Annotated in this window: 12 protein-coding genes and 1 pseudogene; 4 read left to right on the forward strand and 9 right to left on the reverse strand. The window is 55.4% G+C overall.

The genetic code is table 11. From position 1 onward, the window contains the following. Window positions 1–211 precede the first annotated feature (211 nt). The 5 genes from EHV15_RS00775 to selD all read right to left on the reverse strand — a co-directional run bounded on the left by EHV15_RS00775 (window position 212) and on the right by selD (window position 7076). A complete protein-coding gene (locus EHV15_RS00775) occupies window positions 212–1114 on the reverse strand; it encodes a transposase (protein ID WP_128629597.1) in 903 nt (300 codons plus the stop codon). A gap of 372 nt (window positions 1115–1486) precedes the next feature. Continuing rightward, entirely contained in the window at window positions 1487–2323 is an 837-nt protein-coding gene (locus tag EHV15_RS00780; RefSeq protein ID WP_178075710.1) for a DUF2785 domain-containing protein, read from the reverse strand. A 61-nt stretch (window positions 2324–2384) separates the two neighbouring features. Next, window positions 2385–4790, reverse strand: coding sequence for a YcdB/YcdC domain-containing protein (locus tag EHV15_RS00785; protein WP_128629599.1), 2406 nt, complete (start codon window positions 4788–4790; stop codon window positions 2385–2387). 127 nt (window positions 4791–4917) lie between these two features. After that, the gene (mnmH, locus tag EHV15_RS00790) at window positions 4918–5970 is read right to left on the reverse strand and encodes a tRNA 2-selenouridine(34) synthase MnmH (protein WP_128629600.1); all 1053 of its coding nucleotides are present in this window, start codon (window positions 5968–5970) and stop codon (window positions 4918–4920) included. A gap of 53 nt (window positions 5971–6023) precedes the next feature. Beyond that, window positions 6024–7076, reverse strand: a complete 1053-nt coding sequence (gene selD / locus EHV15_RS00795) for a selenide, water dikinase SelD (RefSeq protein ID WP_128629601.1) — start codon at window positions 7074–7076, stop codon at window positions 6024–6026. Window positions 7077–7262: 186 nt separating this feature from the next. On the opposite strand from selD, the gene EHV15_RS00800 reads away from it, so the two are divergent. The 3 genes from EHV15_RS00800 (at window position 7263) to nrdG (ending at window position 11361) form a co-directional block, all read left to right on the forward strand. Next, the gene (locus EHV15_RS00800; RefSeq protein ID WP_128629602.1) at window positions 7263–8321 is read left to right on the forward strand and encodes a permease; all 1059 of its coding nucleotides are present in this window, start codon (window positions 7263–7265) and stop codon (window positions 8319–8321) included. 259 nt (window positions 8322–8580) lie between these two features. Continuing rightward, window positions 8581–10833: an anaerobic ribonucleoside-triphosphate reductase gene (nrdD, locus tag EHV15_RS00805; RefSeq protein ID WP_246061241.1), complete on the forward strand. Its 2253-nt coding sequence runs from the start codon at window positions 8581–8583 to the stop codon at window positions 10831–10833. A 9-nt stretch (window positions 10834–10842) separates the two neighbouring features. Further along, window positions 10843–11361 carry an anaerobic ribonucleoside-triphosphate reductase activating protein gene (gene nrdG / locus EHV15_RS00810; RefSeq protein WP_128629603.1) on the forward strand — a complete coding sequence of 173 codons (519 nt, stop codon included), beginning with the start codon at window positions 10843–10845 and terminating at the stop codon, window positions 11359–11361. A gap of 223 nt (window positions 11362–11584) precedes the next feature. Here the strand turns inward: nrdG and EHV15_RS00815 are convergent, their stop codons facing one another. The 4 genes and pseudogenes from EHV15_RS00815 to EHV15_RS00830 form a co-directional block, all read right to left on the reverse strand. After that, window positions 11585–12052 carry a DUF5381 family protein gene (locus EHV15_RS00815; protein WP_128629604.1) on the reverse strand — a complete coding sequence of 156 codons (468 nt, stop codon included), beginning with the start codon at window positions 12050–12052 and terminating at the stop codon, window positions 11585–11587. Between the two features lie 42 nt (window positions 12053–12094). Continuing rightward, on the reverse strand, window positions 12095–12616 hold the full coding sequence (locus EHV15_RS00820; protein ID WP_128629605.1) for a YfiT family bacillithiol transferase: 522 nt from the start codon (window positions 12614–12616) through the stop codon (window positions 12095–12097). A gap of 129 nt (window positions 12617–12745) precedes the next feature. Continuing rightward, window positions 12746–12859 (reverse strand): annotated as a pseudogene (locus EHV15_RS37105) (cupin domain-containing protein); the annotation flags it as partial. After that, on the reverse strand, window positions 12852–13427 hold the full coding sequence (locus EHV15_RS00830) for a DUF4269 domain-containing protein (protein WP_128629606.1): 576 nt from the start codon (window positions 13425–13427) through the stop codon (window positions 12852–12854). The gene EHV15_RS00830 and the pseudogene EHV15_RS37105, both read right to left, overlap by 8 nt. 277 nt (window positions 13428–13704) lie before the next feature. Between EHV15_RS00830 and EHV15_RS00835 the strand changes: the two genes are divergently transcribed. Continuing rightward, window positions 13705–17901: a S8 family serine peptidase gene (locus tag EHV15_RS00835; protein WP_128629607.1), complete on the forward strand. Its 4197-nt coding sequence runs from the start codon at window positions 13705–13707 to the stop codon at window positions 17899–17901. Window position 17902 lies beyond the last annotated feature (1 nt).

Genomic DNA, 17902 nt, shown 5'->3' on the forward strand with positions numbered 1-17902 from the left:
AGGCCGGATAAGAGATCAAGACAGGGGATCAAGGACAAGACGCGAGGGAAACGAAAAGACCGTGATTTTGCCGTAGCCTGAACCCCTCCATTTGCAGCAACGCCCACACCGTTTATGCTAACTCACACCAATCAAGTTGATCCGCATTAAGCTAACCCCTACCCATTAAGTTGATCTGCGTCAAACTCCCCCTGCCGTTCCAGCGTCTCGATCAGGCCGCAGCCGCAAGGGGCTGGTTCGGTTGGCGCGCGATCAGCCGGCGGTAAGGGATCGCCGGAATCGCCACACACATGCGCAGCAACTTCTGCCGCATCGTTTCTTCCGCTCCGGGCCGGCGCAGCGAGCGGCGTACGGTGTACTCGTTTAGGTACGCCTGCAGATGCTTCAGTCCCAAGGCTACATACGTACTCTTCAGCGATTCCCACGCCTCTCTCACCACTTTTCGCAAGGGCGCATACAGCCGAAAGGCTAGAGGAAACGACTCTACCGCCGATGTACGGACATCCACATGCCCGTTGATGAACGCGGCGAGTTCGAGACGGTTTGCCCTTTTCCCGTCTCCTCTCTTATGCGGCACCAGGCGGATTTTGACCTGCTCCGGCTCGCCCGACTCCGTGACTGTGCATCCCGCTACGACCGCCGAGGCATACGGATGCGAAAACTGAAGCCGGGACGGATTACGCCCATACAAATCGCTGTTCACCTTCACGTCTCCGCAGAGCAGTTCCTGGGCATCGAACTCTAGGGCGGCATGGCGTATTTTATGCAGCATCAACCAGGCGGTTTTGTAGGTGACCCGGATCACCTTGCTCAGCCGCATCGCCGAGATGCCGTCCTCAAGCAAGAACAACTCCAGCGCATTGAACCACTTGAGCAGGGGCAGGTGCGTTCCTTCAAAAATCGTGCCGACCAAAGCCGAGGTTTGATGCTTGCACTTTCCGCACTCGAACAAGAGGATATGCCGGGAAGTCAGACGACTGCACCGGGTGTGAGCACAGCGCGGGCAGACAAAGCCGTTCGGCCACTTCATCGCGATCACCGCCTCCATGCAGGACTGCTCGCTGTTATAACGGCTGCTGAATGATTGAAGTTCCGTTCCCGTATTGACCTCCATGTTCGCTCGCCCCCGAATCAATTATACACGAACGTGAGTTCGACTTATTTTATTATACCAAACATACGTTCCCTAATCAAGCCAAAAATCTCACCTGAACCGCCTCATTTTTCCCCCTCTCTTTTTCTTCTCTCTTTTTTTGGAACCCTTGCCTAGCCCACACCCCCTGCTTCCTTAACGAAAGGGATAATCGTGCAAAGGCTGCAGGCAGGGACACAAAGACACCGAGACACCGAGACACGAACACTTTAGACAGCCCCTCACCTGGTGTCGATTTGAGACACTGCTCGAAACGGCTACGGTGCAAATAGTTAGGTTTGAGTTATAACCCTTCACGCGAAAAGAGCGAAATTAACGGCGGAACAGGCGAAGTCACTCCCCCGCCTGTTCCAACTGCCGCAACGTTTTTAAAATAATATCCGTGTATTTATGGTGTACCTCATGGTTCAAGACGCGAAAATACAAACTTCTCAGAAAGCATTTAACATTCATGCCAAGGACGTGGTCGTCGGGGAATCGGCCCGGTTTCGGAGCTGTCCCGAAACGCTTGATCCATCCGGCGATCTCTTCATCCGTAAGTAAGCTTCTGTCCCAAACAGTAACGACGGCGGCAACCGTCCGCTCATCTTCTTCGTTGATAAAGGTGTACTGATGGTTGCATATTTTCGCTTGAAGCGTATTTAAAATTTCCATGAGCGCAGGCTGCTGTATATGTTCCGATCGGGCGAGGTCTTCAAAGGCATCGGCGGCATGCGCCATGGCATGGGCCCAACCCGTGTCCCCCGTGTATCCGCGGAGATCGTTTTCCATCAGCAGATACGCCACCAATTCGTTTTTGAGCATTTCCGTATCGCCGCTGCTCAAAAAAGGCTGTTGCCTGTCCGCAAACAGGATTAACGGGATCAGCAGCACGGAGAACGAGCGCGTAAATACGGATTCGGTGCCTTTCTCCCCGATTTTGCAGAAAAGGTGATGCTTGTCAAGGCAGATGTGGAGCAATTGAAGGAGTTGGCCCGAGGTATACATCCCTTGCATAACCCATTGCTGGATCGTCATATAGATCAATTCATCGCGCAAAAAAGGGTCAGGGTCCCCAATGTGCTCCATCATCGACAAAGTGAAATCAAAGACCGGGATAGAGAATGGCGCCCGATAGTTATTTGCCCGGATTTCTATTAACCGTACTTTTAACTCGAAGGTATCTTCCATATCACACCTCATATTTGAGATAAAAAAAGAGAAGCCCTAAGGACTTCTCCTTTTTAGCCGACTATTCCTGCCCGATCGGCTGATCCGTATGCCCCTGGAGTTTGACCAGCCTCATCAGCACGGTGGCCGCTTCGGCTCTGGTGACCTGCTGCTGCGGCAGGAATTTGCCGTTTTGCGGCTGCAGCAGTCCAAGTTTAAGCGTTACGGCCACCGCCCCTGGACGGGTGAGCGATTTGGCGTCGGCCAACTTGTTGACCTTTTCGTCCTGGTTCAAAAACTCCGCCAGCTTATCATAGTTTACGACCGCTGCCAGCATAACGGCCAGTTGCTCACGGGTGAGCGTTTCATCCATATTCAGCGCGCCGTCCGTTCGTATCCAGCCCTGGTTTGCGGCATAGCTGACCTCGCCATAATTAGGATGATTCACGTCTACGCCCGCGATCGGCTTCAGTTCGTTCCCGTAGACGCGCCCGTCGTAATAAGAAGTTGAAGCTTTGACCAGCATCGTTAGCCATTCCCCAACCGTGACGGTCTGATCGGGATTGATGTTTCCATCTTCATCCGGTTGAAGTATCCGGTAATCCACCAGTGTGGCCAGATCTTTTTCGGCCCAGTGTCCTTCCAAGTCCTTTGGCGCCGGGGACTTATCTTCATCGGTTTGCGCATCTTCAAAGGTCGAAACCCACTCACCCGTCACCGCGTCGAGCACCTGATAAGGCTGCACCGAATTTACCGCTTCCGGGCTATACACGAGTTTGGCGATAGGCTGGATATACTCGTTGTCTAACAAATACCCGCCGATCCGTGAATATTTTAGCTCCAGCTTATACGCATTCCGGTAAGCTTCCAGCGCCTTGTCGGCCGCAACCGTAACCGCCTCGCCGTCCGCTGCGCCGATCGGATTGGTTTCACGGTTCACGCCGCTGTAATAAAGCAGCCTTCCGTATGGATCGATCGTTAACGAAATCCCCCCGCTGCGGACTGGAATCCCCTTGTAGTAACGGTCGAATTGATACCGGTACCGCTCTTGGTCCGAGCCGGAAGCCGCCCTATCTCCCCGTTCCACCAGCTTCAGCTCTTGACTGGCATTGGGATATAGGCGGTTGATCCATTCGAATGCTTTCCGGGTGGCCTCCTCGGCCGATAATTTAACGGCTCCCTCCGGTGCTATCAGCGGTTCTTTGCTGTCCGTGTGTCCAAAATCCTCCATCCGGAATTCAAGGATTTCTCCGGTGAGAGCGTCGACGTTGGCCGAGGACTGCGAAGGAAACGGGCGGCTATAATCGCCGGATTTTCCCCAGTTCAGCTGCCAGACTTTACGCTCGGGATCCCGAAAATCCGGACCGAGATGATGGGACGTCAGCGTGCGTCCTTCCGGAATGTAGGCGATCTGTTCGACCAGCTCCGCCGCTTCCTCCGCGGTCAGCTCAACGCCCGAATTTCTAGGTTGAAAGATCTCCTCCGTCTGCGGCACATCCTGATAGGTGGCCGAGGTTGAGGTGACCTCCACGCCTTCGTAATTGATTTTGTGCCCGGTTTCGGCATCGATCAAAAGCGCCGAGTTATTCGCCGGTCCCCAGGCGAGAACCCAGCCGCTTACGCTTCCATCCTTGTAAGTCGGCACATAACCAAGCTCCACCTTGAATTCCTCGCGGAATTTTTTCTCCGCTTCCTCCTGCGTCAGGTTAGCCGCCGCGGAAGGATATTCGAGGAGATCCGACGGCCGCGAAAATCCCGTCACATTTCCGTCCCCGTCAACCGTAACATGGATGCTGTCGAAGTCGGACGGCAACCCGTTTTTCAATACTTCAAAGGAAAATCCGTATTGGACCGGGCCGAACAACGTCTGGTTGCTTTCGTAAACCCATCCGGCTTGGGATTCCGAGACATCCCGGGCGGATAACGTCGGCGCCGCCTTAACGATAAACGCTTTGGCTTTGGTGAAAGCCTGCTCCCTCGTAAGCTTGGGAGGGTAGTACGACGTATTTTTTTCCTGCGGAAAACCTAGGAATGTACTGATCAGGTCTCCGGTCATCGCATCCACTTCGCTGTTGAAGCCGTAACTCGAATTGCCGGTTTTATAGCTCCACTGAATATTCCATATCATCTGGTTGGCGGGCGGCGGATAAACACCACTGTTTCCCAGCTCGACACTCGACACCTCGGCTTGCTCCAGTTGCGGAAACAGCTCCTTGACCTTTTCCACAGCCTGCTCCTTGGTGATTTTCGCCTGGGACGGATCGGCGGGGACGGCAGCCTCCTCTGCTCCGCTCGTAATGCTATCTACCCGGATGCTGGTAACCTTCGTTTTATACGTTCCCGTTTGCACTTCCTCGGCAAGCGCTACCCCTTGCGGCAGCATGATGGAAAGCGCCATCAAAGTAATGAGCGGCATTTTGACCGGCGACTTTTTGGCAGCCTCCGGCTTTGGGCGATCGGAACTTTTGCCTTTACGACTATACTTCAACCTGTTTTATCCTCCCTTTTCCCATTTCTTCTTATTGTATCGGCTATTAGGCAATTTTTCCAGGACAAATGTACAAAAAAACAGCCCATCCCCTGCATAAAGCGAGGCAGGGCGAGCTGTTTCATATTTACGGCTTGTTCACGGCAAGCGAAGCCGGCTTGGGCAAAAGCCGCTCCACCCCGGCCAAGGCCGCTTCGGCCGAAGCGGCGCGGACGACCGCAAACTCCGCTCCGGCGTACTGATCTTCGGTATGCGCATAACGCGGGTCATAATAATACGCCAGCAGCAATTCCACCGCCCGGTCGTACTTCCCGGAGGTTAGACACGACTCGATCTCCGCGGCCACCGGGATATGGATCTTCGATTTGATTTTGCGAAAAGATTCCAGACAAGCCTGCGGGTGCTTCCAAGGCTCGTAATCCTCCAAAATAATCTTGACGCGCGCCTCCGTCGGCAGTTCCAAGCGGATATGGCGTCCCTGCTCTTTTTTGGCGGCGAGGAACTCCGGTATGACCACTTTGCCGATCCGCCTGCTCTCCGCCTCCATCAGCACGTACGGTTCGTCCCGGTAGCGGAGCAGCTCATCGAGCAGCAGGGAGTCGAACGTTTTCTGGTTGCGCGATTCCAGGCCGATTTGCCCAAACGCCGAGCCGCGGTGCCCGGCCATCTCCTCTAGATCGATCACCGGGTACCCTTTCTCCTTCAGCGTGCGAAGCAGCAGCGTTTTCCCGCTGCCCGTATTCCCGTGGATCACCACCATTTGCGGGGCGAAGGACATATTTTCGAGCGTGCTGACGACCCACTGCCGGTAAGCCCGGTAGCCTCCCGCGAGCCGGTAAGCATGGATGTCCATTAAGGACAGCAGCGTAGCCGTCGTTTTGCTGCGCATGCCGCCGCGCCAACAAAAAACGGCTTTCCGCCCGGGAATTTCGGCGAAATTACGGATAAACCCCGGCAGCTTGGCCGAGACGATTTCCAAACCCCGCTGCTTGGCGGCCTCCACGCTGACTTGTTTATATAACGTCCCGATTTCGGCGCGTTCCCGGTCATCGAACAGCGGGATGTTGACGCTGCCCGGAATCGTCGACTGCGCAAATTCCGAAGGGGAGCGAACGTCGATAAGCGAGAGCCCTTTCGGCCGCTGTTCTACCCATTCCTCCAGGCTCAAATCCTGAAACATGTTCAAAAACTCCTTCTTGATGTTAATCTCACCGTGTTAATCTCACCGCTTCATCAGACTTCGACAATGATCCGCCCGGCGGGACCGTCCGTCACTTCCCCGATCAGGCTGGCCTCTACGCCTGCAGCCACCAAGGCCGCGAGCAGCTTGTCCGCCTGCGCCGCGCTTACCGAAATGAGCAAGCCCCCGGAGGTCACCGCATCGCACAAAATATAGCGGTCGGTCTGATCCAGCGCTTCCGGAAACGTAATGTCGGCTTCCACGTGGGCGTAATTATTTTTCGTGCCGCCCGGAATGAAACCTTGCTCCGCCAGTTCCCTGACACGCGGAAGTACGGGTACCGCGCTTTTCCGGATCGTGATGCCGGCGCCGCTGCCTTTGGCCATCTCCAGGGCGTGTCCCATCAATCCAAAGCCGGTGACATCGGTGCAGGCGTGGACATCGTAAGGCTCCATGACCTCGGCCGCGGTTTTGTTCAACGTTGCCATCACGGACGTCACCCGCTGCGTTTCTTCCTTGCTGAGCTGGTCCTTTTTGATCGATGTCGTCATAATGCCGACGCCGATCGGCTTCGTCAAGATCAGCTTATCCCCGGGTTTCGCGCCGGCATTTGTTCTGATCTTGTCCGGATGCACCAGCCCGGTGACGGCCAGGCCGAATTTGGGTTCTTTATCGTCGATGGAGTGGCCCCCGACCAGTGTGGCTCCCGCTTCTCTCACCTTGTCGGCCGCGCCGCGCAAAATGTCGGCCAAAATGCTTTTGTCCAGCGTGGAAATCGGAAAAGCTACTATATTAAGAACGGTAAGCGGTTTGCCGCCCATCGCGTAAATGTCGCTGATCGCGTTTGCCGCCGCCACCTGCCCGAACGAATACGGGTCGTCCACAATCGGCGTGAAAAAATCAACGGTCTGCACCAGCGCCAAATCATCCGACAACCGGTAGACACCGGCATCATCGCTCGTGTCCAGGCCGACGAGCAGATCGGGATTCGGCTCCGCAGGCGGCAGATCGCGGATGACCTGCATCAAGTCGGCGGGACCGATTTTGCAGCCGCAGCCGCCTTTGCTGGATAAAGACGTTAATTTAACGGAATCCGTTGTTGACATGAATCCTCACGTTCCTTCCCTAACGAGTTGGTTTGTAAACCGTTTACTCCCTTATAAATCGTACTCCAGTTGCCGGGAAAAAGGCAAATGGCCTTCTCAACTCCTCGGTATTGGCACGTATTTTGACCTTGCGACATTGTGTTATACTATTGCTTGTGCAAAATTTATAGATACGCGGAGGGAATTATGGCTTCTTCAAGCAGCGGAAACATTCACTCAGCGCGTTCTTTCAACCGAAAGACCGTGTTTTTCGTCATTCTGTTTCTCATCATAGCCATCGCCGGCTTAAGTTATGTCAAGTGGTGGCCCTATTATGAAAAAGCGCTCAAAAGCGCAGCCAGCCATTCGATCGGCTCTTCGATTTTGGGCTCGGATACGGCGGCGGCCCCATCGTGGGGCGCGGCGGTAGACTATGCGATCATCTACTTCAAGTCGGTGTGGAAAGCGGCGGTGCTCGGCATCCTGCTCGGCTCGCTCGTGCAGGTGCTGCTTCCGGCCCAGTGGCTGTACAAAGTGCTGGGCAGCAGCCGCTTCAAAAGCACCTTCCTCGGCGGCGTCGCTTCCCTTCCGGGGATGATGTGCAGTTGCTGCGCCGCTCCGATCGCGGCCGGCCTGCGCAAAAGAAACGTGTCGGTCGGCGCGAGCCTCGCTTTTTGGATCGGCAACCCGGTGCTGAATCCGGCCACGCTCATTTTTATGACGTTCGTGTTGTCGTGGAAATTCACCTTGCTTAGGCTCGTGTTCGGGGTCCTGATGACGTTCGGGGTCAGCTATTTGGCGAACAAGTTCGCCAAAGGCAAGGAGGTTCCCGCTCCGGCCGCAATCGAAGCCGCCGAAAGCAAGGACGAAACGCCGTTTGCGCTCCGCTGGCTGAAAAGCCTGGGGCTGATGATCCTGAACGTCGTGCCGGCTTATTTGCTGTCCGTGCTCGTCCTTGGCGCTTTCCAAAACACGATGTTCCCGGTGGCACTGGGCGGCGGGTTCCTCGCGATCCTCGTGTTCGCCATCGTCGGCACCCTGTTCGTCATTCCGACGGCGGCCGAAATTCCGATCATTCAATCGTTTACCGCGCTTGGCCTTGGCGCCGGACCTGCGGCCGCCTTGCTGCTGACGCTGCCGGCGATCAGCCTGCCGTCCATGCTGATGGTGTCGCGCTCGTTCCCGCGCAAAGTGCTGCTGTTCGTGTTTGTGTCGGTCGTTGTGATCGGCATCGTTGCGGGCATCGTGGGGGCTTGGGTGCTGTAACGGCATAAGCGGACAGACCCATTAGGTTCGGTGGCCTTATTCGGCCGATATCCGCTTGAAATTTACAAATAGAGGTAAATTGTGGCGCTATTTTTCCGGGAACGAACGAAATCGACCGATTTCATCCTTTCCTTGCGGAAATAGCGCCTTTTTATTCCGCTATAAGTCTGCTAATCGTCAATGTGACGGAAATAAGCCCTTTTTTACCGCTATTGGTTCGGATCAAACGCGATCTTGCGAGCGATAGGCTTGGGAGTGCGTGACATCACCGTTTTTTCCGGCCGGGTGTGCTATACTCACCAAGCAAAACAAAGAACAAAGGGTGATTGTTACGTTAGTCATTAAACGCGACGGGTCCGAAGTGGCCTTTAACCAGCAAAAAATCATCGACGCGATTTGCGCTGCCATGAACAGCACGGAGAAGAAAGTCGACATGAATGTGGCGCAAAAGGTAGCCGACAAAGTGACCGCCAGAATCTCCAAGCTGGAGAAGGTGGATATCGAACATATTCAGGACGAAGTACAGTCCGCGCTGATGAACAGCCGCAGAAAGGACGCGGCCGAAGCGTATATCGGCTACCGCGAAATCCGCACGCTGAAAAGACGCGAGCGCAGCAGCCTGGACAAAAAGGTGCTGGGATTGCTGGAGCTGACGAATGAAGAAGTGCTTAAGGAAAATTCCAACAAGGACGGAGCGACCATTCCGACGCAGCGGGACCTGCTGGCCGGCATTATGGCCAAAGATTTCGCCCAGACCTACATGATCCCAAAACGGGTGGTCGAAGCGCATAACAACGGGAGCCTGCATTTTCACGACCAGGATTACAGCCCGTATTTTCCGATTTACAACTGCATGCTGATCGATCTCAAAGGCATGCTGGAGAACGGCTTTAAGCTGGGCAACGCGCAGATCGAAACACCGCGCTCCATTACGACCGCGACAGCGATCACGGCGCAGATCATCGCCCAAGTGGCCAGTCATATTTACGGCGGGAACACGATTAACGAGATCGATAAAATTTTGGCGCCTTATGTGGCGAAATCTTTTGTCAAACATTATAAGAACGGCCTGGAGTGGCTGTATGAACTGGATAGCGCGGCGAGCGCCGAACTCGATATTTCCTATGAAAATACGAACTTGCACGAACGTTATCCGAAATGCTTCGACTATGCCAAAAAGCTGACGGAAAAAGAAACCTTCGACGCATTCCAATCGCTGGAATATGAAATCAACACGCTCGTAAGCGCCAACGGCCAGACGCCGTTCAGCACGTTCGGGTTCGGGCGGGGCCTGAGCTGGGAGGAACGGCAGATTCAAATCGCCATTCTGAAGAACCGCATTCGCGGGCTCGGCAAGGACGGCAAAACGCCGGTGTTCCCCAAGCTGATTTTCGCGTTGGAAGAAGGGGTGAATTTGCGGCCGGGCGATCCGAATTACGACATCAAGCAACTCGCGCTCAAATGCAGCACGCTGCGCATGTACCCCGACATCATTTCGGTGCCGAAAGTCACGGCGATTACCGGGTCATTCAAATTCCCGATGGGCTGCCGCTCCTTCCTCGGCGCTTACGAGGAGAACGGGCGGGAGCTGCACGACGGGCGTTTCAACATGGGGGTGGTGACCGCGAATCTGCCGCGGCTGGCGATTCAGGCGAAGGGATCGGAGCAGACTTTTTACAAGCTGCTGGACAAGCTGCTGGAGGTTTGCAAGGAAGGCCTGATGTACCGCATCGAACGGTTGCGGGGCGTCAAAGCCAAGGTCGCCCCCATCTTGTACATGGAAGGCGCGGCAGGCAGCCGGCTCCAGCCCGAAGACACGATCGATCACCTGCTGCAAAACGGCCGGGCCAGCATCTCGCTGGGGTACATAGGCATTCATGAGGCGATTTTGGCGCTGCATGGCAAACATATCTTCGACGACGCCGCGTTAAGACAAAAAGGCCTCGACATCGTGCGGTATTTGAGTGAGAAGGCCGCGGAATGGAAAAATGAAACCGGGTACGGCTTCAGCCTTTACTCCACGCCGGCGGAGTCGCTGTGCTACCGCTTCTGCAAACTGGATGAGCAGCGTTTCGGTTTACTCGAAGGGATTACGGACAAAGGCTACTACACCAACTCGTTCCATCTGGACGTGGCTAAAAAGGTGACACCGTTCGAAAAAATCGAATTCGAAAAACAGTACCCCGTTTATGCCAATGGCGGCTTCATCACCTACTGCGAATTCGACTCGCTGGTGCAAAATCCCGAGGCGCTGGAAGCGGTTTGGGACTACGCTTACGAGCGGGTGCCTTACTTTGGGACGAACACCCCGACGGACAAATGCCTGGAATGCGGATACGAAGGGGAATTTGAAGCGACCAACACGGGTTTTGAGTGCCCGAATTGCGGAAACTGCAATCCCAAAACGTCCTCGGTCATCCGGCGCTGCTGCGGTTACCTGTCCGAGCCCAGCCAGCGGCCGTTCAACGCGGGGAAACAGCAGGAAGTGCTCGCCCGCGTCAAGCATATGTGACGGCCGCCTATGCATATCGCGGACTATAAGAAATTCGACGTGCTTAACGGAAGAGGGCTGCGCAATTCCCTGTTCACCTCCGGCTGCACCCATCATTGCAAAGGCTGCTTCAACGCGGCCACCTGGAATTTCGCCTACGGTTTCCCCTATACGCGGGAATTCGAGGATCAGGTCATCGCCGATTTACAGGTGGAAGGCATCCGGGTGGCGGGCCTGTCCATCCTGGGCGGCGAGCCGTTTCAAAACGTGGACGGGCTTCTCGGTTTGGTGGGGCGGGTCCGGGCGGAATGCCCGGGCAAGGACATCTGGATCTGGTCGGGTTACACGTTTGAGGAGATCCTTGCTGATGCATCCCGCACGGAGCTGCTCGCTTACTGCGATGTCCTGATCGACGGCCGGTTTATTTTGGAGCGGCGTAATCTCAAACTGAAGTGGAGAGGCTCGGAAAACCAGCGGGTGCTCGATGTCCGGGAGAGCTTGCGGGAACGGGCGGCCGTGTGGCTGACATCGGAACGAAGCGGTTCGTAAGCAGGGGAAACCCGCAACTCTAGCTCAACAAAAAACCAGGCTGCCTGGTCTGAGAAACTCCAGCGAAAAACATAAGGACAAAAAAGGACGTTAATTCGGCGATATCCGTCCATTTGAGAGAAATAGCGGCATATTATGCCGCTATTTTGAAGGCCGACGGCCGGCCGGTCGTTCCAATAGCCGGCTGCCAGCGCCGATTTCAAAGATGAGCGGCTTTAGCGGACTATTCTTTTCCGTTTCGGCTGATCAGGCCGCGCAAAAGCTTCATGACCGCGTGGATTTCGGCATCCGTTAGCAAATAATAAGTGCTCACGGTCCAGGTTTCCTTGTTCTTGAGGTGAAAAACCAATTCCGGGAACTGAGGGAGCAACCACTGTCGGATCGAGGGACCGTTGTAGCTGATGCCTGAAATCTCCGCCCAAGCGACGGTGTTTGTTCCATCTGAAATGGTACGCTGATCGTAGGTGAGCAGGCGTGGATTGAACCGCAGCGCTCTGGGGAAGCACGCGGCGAAATAGCCCCCGAAAAACGGCAACCCGATTATGGCCGAGGTGATGCAGAAAAACAGGCGGACCGGGCTAACGTCCATAAACAAAGCCGCGTACAGCAAAAACAGACAGGTGAGGACAAAAAGCAAGCTGCCCAGCGTTTTGCCCCATGCCACTGATTTCCGGTAAGATATCGTCTTCATTTGTCCAACGCCTTCCAAAGTCTTCGGGATTCTCCGTTCTGTCTAAAGATCGAGCCTCGTTCTTAATGACGTAATATGAGCCAGATGATGATTGCCGTGCCAGGCGTAAGTGCCGAGATTATAAGCCAGACTGGTTGTTTTACCCGATTCGGGGTGCTGGAATGTCCGCTCGTAATCCGCTTCGCTAAACGATTTCAGCAATATCACCCATCTTTGGTGCAGCGCCTCAAGCAGGGTAAGCGAAACCTGAATATCCGCTCGGGAATCCGGCAGCTCCGCCCAGCGGTCTTCGAAATAAGGCCGGATTGTCGGATTGTCTTCCGTTAACGCCAGCTTAAACCGCGTGTAGCTGTTGATATGGCTGTCGGCCACATGGTGCACGACCTGACGCAGCGTCCAGCCTCCCTCCCGGTAGGGCAGGTTCAATTGATCTTCGCTTAGTCCCGCGACCGCCTGCCTCAGTCTTGCGGGCAGCGTCTCGATTTCCCGGATCCATTGCTCCCGCTGGTCGGCGGTAATTTCACCCGTAAATTCAAATTTGCCGATCGGATATCTATAGTCCATTTCTCGTTTCGCCTCCTTTATTAATGATTCATGTATACCCCAATTTGCTGCTGCTGTCGAGATACTATATTAACCACACGACTACTCTAACGGTTGCCATGGTGCTTATTTCACTGAAACTCGGACACAGGTATTCGGGGGCATTTTTTCGTGAATGACGCTTATTTCTTCCCGGTCCACCAGCCTCCATCCGTCGCAGCGTTCCCCCCAAATGTAGTGCTCCGCGTTGCTTTTGCTAATCATGCATCCCACCCTTTCCTACAAATTCGGCCAACCTCCGGTCCTCCCAATCGTACAGCTCCAGCAAAGCGGCATATGGGTCCCCGGGCAACCCAAGCCAGTCGGCAAACGCCGGCTCCGTTTTCAGGCCCTGCCGCCTTCTCTGCCGAATTTCCCGTGCAGCCTGCGCTCCGGCCATCTCCAGAATGCGATGCTCAATCACCATATGCTTGTAGGCATTTTGCCCGGTGACCGGCACGGACTGGGCAAAAATTTCGAATGGGAATCCGCCGGCCGCAAAATTCGCTACCGTCCGCATCACTCCGTCAACGATTTTCGGCTTGCACCGGAAATCCTCGTACCCGCCAAACAGTAACTCTGCGTCCCTCTGAAACTTTTCATGGTCATAAACCTCGCATACGATGTCCAGATCGCTGGCCGGCAGGTCGATGCCGAGCGGAATTGTTCCGGCCAATACAGGATGGTAGGGAGCGAGCAGATCCATGATTTTCATGTCCTTCATCACTTTGTAAGCCTCTCGCTGCCTCGGGTTTCCTTCCCGCAAATATTCTATCGTCGATAAATCGCGCATCGGCAACCGCCCTCACTAAAAGCTAGATTCACGGAACGTTTTGTACCCTTTCAGTATACCATTTTGAACCTGCTCTATCTTTTTCAAAAATATTCCTGAAATTGATATAGATATTTCGGCCTGCAGATGGTAGAATCTTCTTAAATTTCTACTATATTCACATAGAGGGAGGAGGCTCATAGAGTCATTTCCCGGTAATCCCATCGGCTTCATTCATGAGTGGCAACCGGCAGTGGCTCTCGTGTCACCAAATTTTCGTTTCTGGGAGGAGAAAGGGTTGAAAAGTAGAATTCGTTTTCGCACATGGCTGGTCTATTCGCTTGCCCTGGGGCTGACCGCCACAGGAGCTTTCCCCGGTACAACCGCAGCTTCCGGCTCGGCGTCTTCGCCATTACTCAATCAGGTTATAACGTCCGCAACCGAGCCAGCTTCGGAACCGGTCATTTCGCCGCAAATCGATACGTCATCCAAGAAACCGGTCAGAATTATCGTTCAGCTCGACGGCCAACCCGCCGCGGTCGGAAAATATGCGGCCAAAGCCGGAATACGCTCATTGGCGGCCGTAGCGACGGAAGCTACGATCAATAAAGAACAGCAGAAATTTTTAGATACCGCGGCCGATCAGGGCCTGGATCTGGACGTGAATTATCAGTACGACACCGTGCTTAACGGTTTTGAAATTACGATTCCGGCCAATGAAATCCCGAAACTGGCAGACATCCCGGGCGTCAAGTCGATCCATGAGAACAGCACATGGTACCCGATTCCGCTGGAAACCACTACGATAGAAGAAGGCGCTGCTTTCGAAGTCAATCCGCTCAAGCAAATCGGAGCCGATCTCGCCTGGGAAAGCGGGATCACAGGGGAAGGCCTGAAGGTCGGGGTCATCGACACCGGCGTTGATTACAAGCATCCCGATCTCGCAGGGGCTTATAAAGGCGGCTATGACTCTTTTTACAATGACGACGACCCTTATGAGGAACCGCCGATCGCCCAAGCAGACGATCCGCTGGGCACAGGGTATGAAGGGACGTCGCACGGCACCCATGTGGCCGGAACGATCGTCGGCCGGGCCGCCAACACGGAAAGCGATATCGTGCAAAAAGGCGTTGCCTACGAGGCTGATCTTTACGCCTACAAGGTGCTGGGAAGAAGTAAGCAAGATCCCACCAAAACCAACGGTTCCTCCGCACAGGTGATCGACGGCATTGAACGGGCGGTCAAGGACGGGATGGACGTCATCAACCTGTCGTTAGGCTCCGATACCGAAAAAGACGTCAATTCGCCGGATGCTATCGCCATCAACAACGCCGTGTTGTCCGGCGTCGTGGCGGTCATCGCCAACGGCAACGCCGGGCCGGGGTATTATACGCTTGGTTCGCCGGCGACGTCGCAGCTGGCGATTGCGGTCGGCGCGGTGGACAGCGAGAGCAAGCATTTCGAAGGCAGCCTGGAATCCGCCCTCTCCGACCCGCAGGCCGAAACGGACGCCACGGCTACGTCGGCCACCTATGCGACATATCATTTCAACGTAATGGCCTGGGAAACGGCGCATGACGATTTCCGTAATATCTTGGGCATTGAACCCCGGGACGTCGTCTACGCCAATCTCGGCGCTGCGGAGGACTACCAAGGTTTGGACGTGCAAGGCAAAGTGGTGCTCGTCTCGCGCGGTACGCTCGCCTTCGTGGATAAAATCGCCAACGCCAAAGCGCACGGGGCTGCCGCCATCGTGGTGTTCAACGGCAAGGCCAACGGCAATGAAGCCGATTTGAGCGAGTCGATCCCCGGTTTAGACGAACATATCGGTGCCAGTCTTGGCGACGGCTTTGATTTCATCCCCACCTTGGACTTGTCCGGAAAGGACGGGCGCGCTTTGGCCCGAGCTCTGAAGGACAACCCTGGCCTGAGCTTGAAGTTTAAGTTTGATGAAGATTATCCGGAGGAAACGGTTCCCGGCGACTTTTTGGCCGATTTCTCCTCCTGGGGACCAAATGCCGACGCGAATATGAGCATTAAGCCGGACATCGTCACCCCGGGCGTAAACGTGATGTCCAGCTATCCGGCTTACGGCAAGCTGCTGGGCGATGTACCTTACGACAAAGCCTACGCCCGCAGCAGCGGCACGAGCATGGCCGCGCCGCATGCCGCCGGTTTGGCGCTGCTGCTGAAAGAGAAGCATCCGGAGTGGACCCCGTTTGATATTCGCGCCGCCCTGGCCAATACGGCCAAGGTGCTGGAAGACGAGGACGGAACTCCGTTGTATGACGTGTATCAGCAAGGAGCCGGCCGCGCCGATGTGGCCGAGGCCCTGAAGACGCCGGCGATCCTGCAGGCGCTTGAGCCGATCACGATTTTGGACCCGAACTATAATCCGAAAAACGTGATCAACTATAATGCGTCCGCCAATTTTGGCATAGCCGCCCCCGGCAGCGCTCCTTTGAAGACTTTGCAGCTTAAAAACACCTCCGGGGACGCGGTGGCGTACGATGCGAATGTCGAGTGGCATTCTGGGCATGAGGGTGTTGACGCCGCGCTGGATACCGCTTCGGTGACCGCTGCCGCCGGCAAAGCCTCCGCCTTCCAGTTGAAGCTGACGGTCGCTTCGGATGCCCGGGAAGGCCGGTATGAAGGCCAGGTTAATCTGACAAGCCCGGGATTGCCGACACTGCACCTGCCGTTTTCGGTGTATGTCGGGGCGGATCAGCCGGCGAACGGATTCGGCATTCAAGATGTCAAGGTTACGAACTCTATCGTCTATCCGAACCGCAGCACGCAAAAATCGACCGATTTGAGCTTTAAACTGACGGCGGAGGATACGAATTATTTCCGGTTCCTGGTCTATGATCTGAACGATGAATTGATTGGATTGTTCGGGGATCAGGTTTCCGAAGACATTAACAAACGTTTTGAACCCGGGGTTTATACCTACGAGGGGATCAGCAACTCGTATTACGCCACCGATTCGGACGGAAACCCGATCTTCGATGATCAAAACCAGCCGATCACCAAGTCTCTGAAAGACGGCGTCTATAAAATTTGGGTTTATGCTTTCCAGTTGGACAGCAACCATCAAGTAGCCGTGAGAAATGACGGCACGCCAATTGTGTACAGCAACGTCACCTCCTACCGGGTGGACAACTCCACGGGAAGCAACGGCGGAGGCAGCGGTAGTAGCAGCGGCGGTAAAAAAAGCAGCACCACGGTGACGAGCCCGGCAACAGCTCCCGCCACACCGTCGGGAAGCTTGAGTGCTTCGGCGGAGGCTGTCATTGCAGCGGGCCATAAGCAGGTAAATCTCACCGTTAAGACGACTGCAGACGGCGGCGTCACGACGGCTACGGTAGGCGACAGCGAACTGAGCGCCGCGCTGGCTTCGGCGGGATCCGGATCGCCGGTCGCGATCGTGCTCAGCTTGCCCGGCACAACTGTAACAAACGCCAAGGCATCGTTCACAGCCGGGCAAGTCAAGCAATTTGCCGATCTGCATCCGCAAAGCGTGATCGTGTTTAGCGCAGCGGGTTCCGCATTGTCTTTGCCGGTTAGCCTACTGGCGCAAGCTCCGGCTTCCGCCGGACTCGACCTGATCATCGAGCCGTCCGAATCCGGCAAAGCCGCCTTTACGGAGCATGCTCCCGGCGCAACGGTTCTCGGGACGCCGGTTCTTTTTGCAGCGAACTGGGTCGCCGAGTCCGGAAGCACGCCGCTCAAAGTGCCGGCCGGCACTTTCATCAAGCGGGCGTTCACTGTACCGGGTCAAATTGAGCCGGGCACGGCCGGAGTCCTTTATGAAGAGAACGGTGAAGTTAGACCGGTTGCCTCGGTATTCACGGCCCGGGAAGACAAGACGACGCTGGTCACGGTAAACCGCCCTGGATTTTCCGTGTATGCCGCCGTCACTCGCACGATTCAATTCGAGGATATTGCCGGTTCCCCGGCAGCGGACCATATTCAGGCGCTGGCAAGCAAGTTCATCATTGAAGGAACTTCCGCAGGCAAGTTTTCGCCAAACGGTAACTTGACCCGCGCGGAATTCACGTCCTTGCTCGTACGGGCGCTCGGTCTGAAAGCGCAAGGCACAACCGCCAAGTTCGGCGACGTGAAGGCGACCGACTGGTTCGCCGAAGATATCGCCGCCGCTAATGAAGCCGGCATCATCCATGGCAAAAGCCAAAGCGTGTTTGCTCCCGGCGCAAGCGTAACGCGTCAGGAAATGGCGGCGATTCTGGCAAGAGCTTTGACGTTTACGGGAGCCAAGCTGCCGCAGGCCGATTCGCCTGCCGCCGCTTACGCCGATGCGGCGGAAATTGCCGATTACGCCAAAGGCAGCGTTCGGACGTTAACGGCCGCCGGCGTTATCGGCGGTGTGGAAGCTGACGGCGGAACCAACTTCCGTCCGAACGCCACCGCAACACGTGAAACCGCAGCCTCTGCGCTGTATCTGCTGCTCAGCAAGGCGGGTTTGTCCGATTAAC

Origin of the sequence: Paenibacillus oralis (assembly GCF_003863965.1) — a bacterium.
GTDB lineage: Bacteria > Bacillota > Bacilli > Paenibacillales > Paenibacillaceae > Fontibacillus > Fontibacillus oralis.

Excerpts from the sequence above, each read along its gene's own strand:
- EHV15_RS00780 (WP_178075710.1), bottom strand. The coding sequence starts at position 2,323 with ATGGAAGATACCTTCGAGTTAAAAGTACGGTTAATAGAAATCCGGGCA.
- EHV15_RS00830 (WP_128629606.1), bottom strand. The coding sequence starts at position 13,427 with ATGCGCGATTTATCGACGATAGAATATTTGCGGGAAGGAAACCCGAGG.
- nrdG (WP_128629603.1), top strand. The coding sequence starts at position 10,843 with ATGCATATCGCGGACTATAAGAAATTCGACGTGCTTAACGGAAGAGGG.
- EHV15_RS00800 (WP_128629602.1), top strand. The coding sequence starts at position 7,263 with ATGGCTTCTTCAAGCAGCGGAAACATTCACTCAGCGCGTTCTTTCAAC.
- mnmH (WP_128629600.1), bottom strand. The coding sequence starts at position 5,970 with ATGTTTCAGGATTTGAGCCTGGAGGAATGGGTAGAACAGCGGCCGAAA.
- EHV15_RS00815 (WP_128629604.1), bottom strand. The coding sequence starts at position 12,052 with ATGAAGACGATATCTTACCGGAAATCAGTGGCATGGGGCAAAACGCTG.
- selD (WP_128629601.1), bottom strand. The coding sequence starts at position 7,076 with ATGTCAACAACGGATTCCGTTAAATTAACGTCTTTATCCAGCAAAGGC.
- EHV15_RS00820 (WP_128629605.1), bottom strand. The coding sequence starts at position 12,616 with ATGGACTATAGATATCCGATCGGCAAATTTGAATTTACGGGTGAAATT.
- EHV15_RS00775 (WP_128629597.1), bottom strand. The coding sequence starts at position 1,114 with ATGGAGGTCAATACGGGAACGGAACTTCAATCATTCAGCAGCCGTTAT.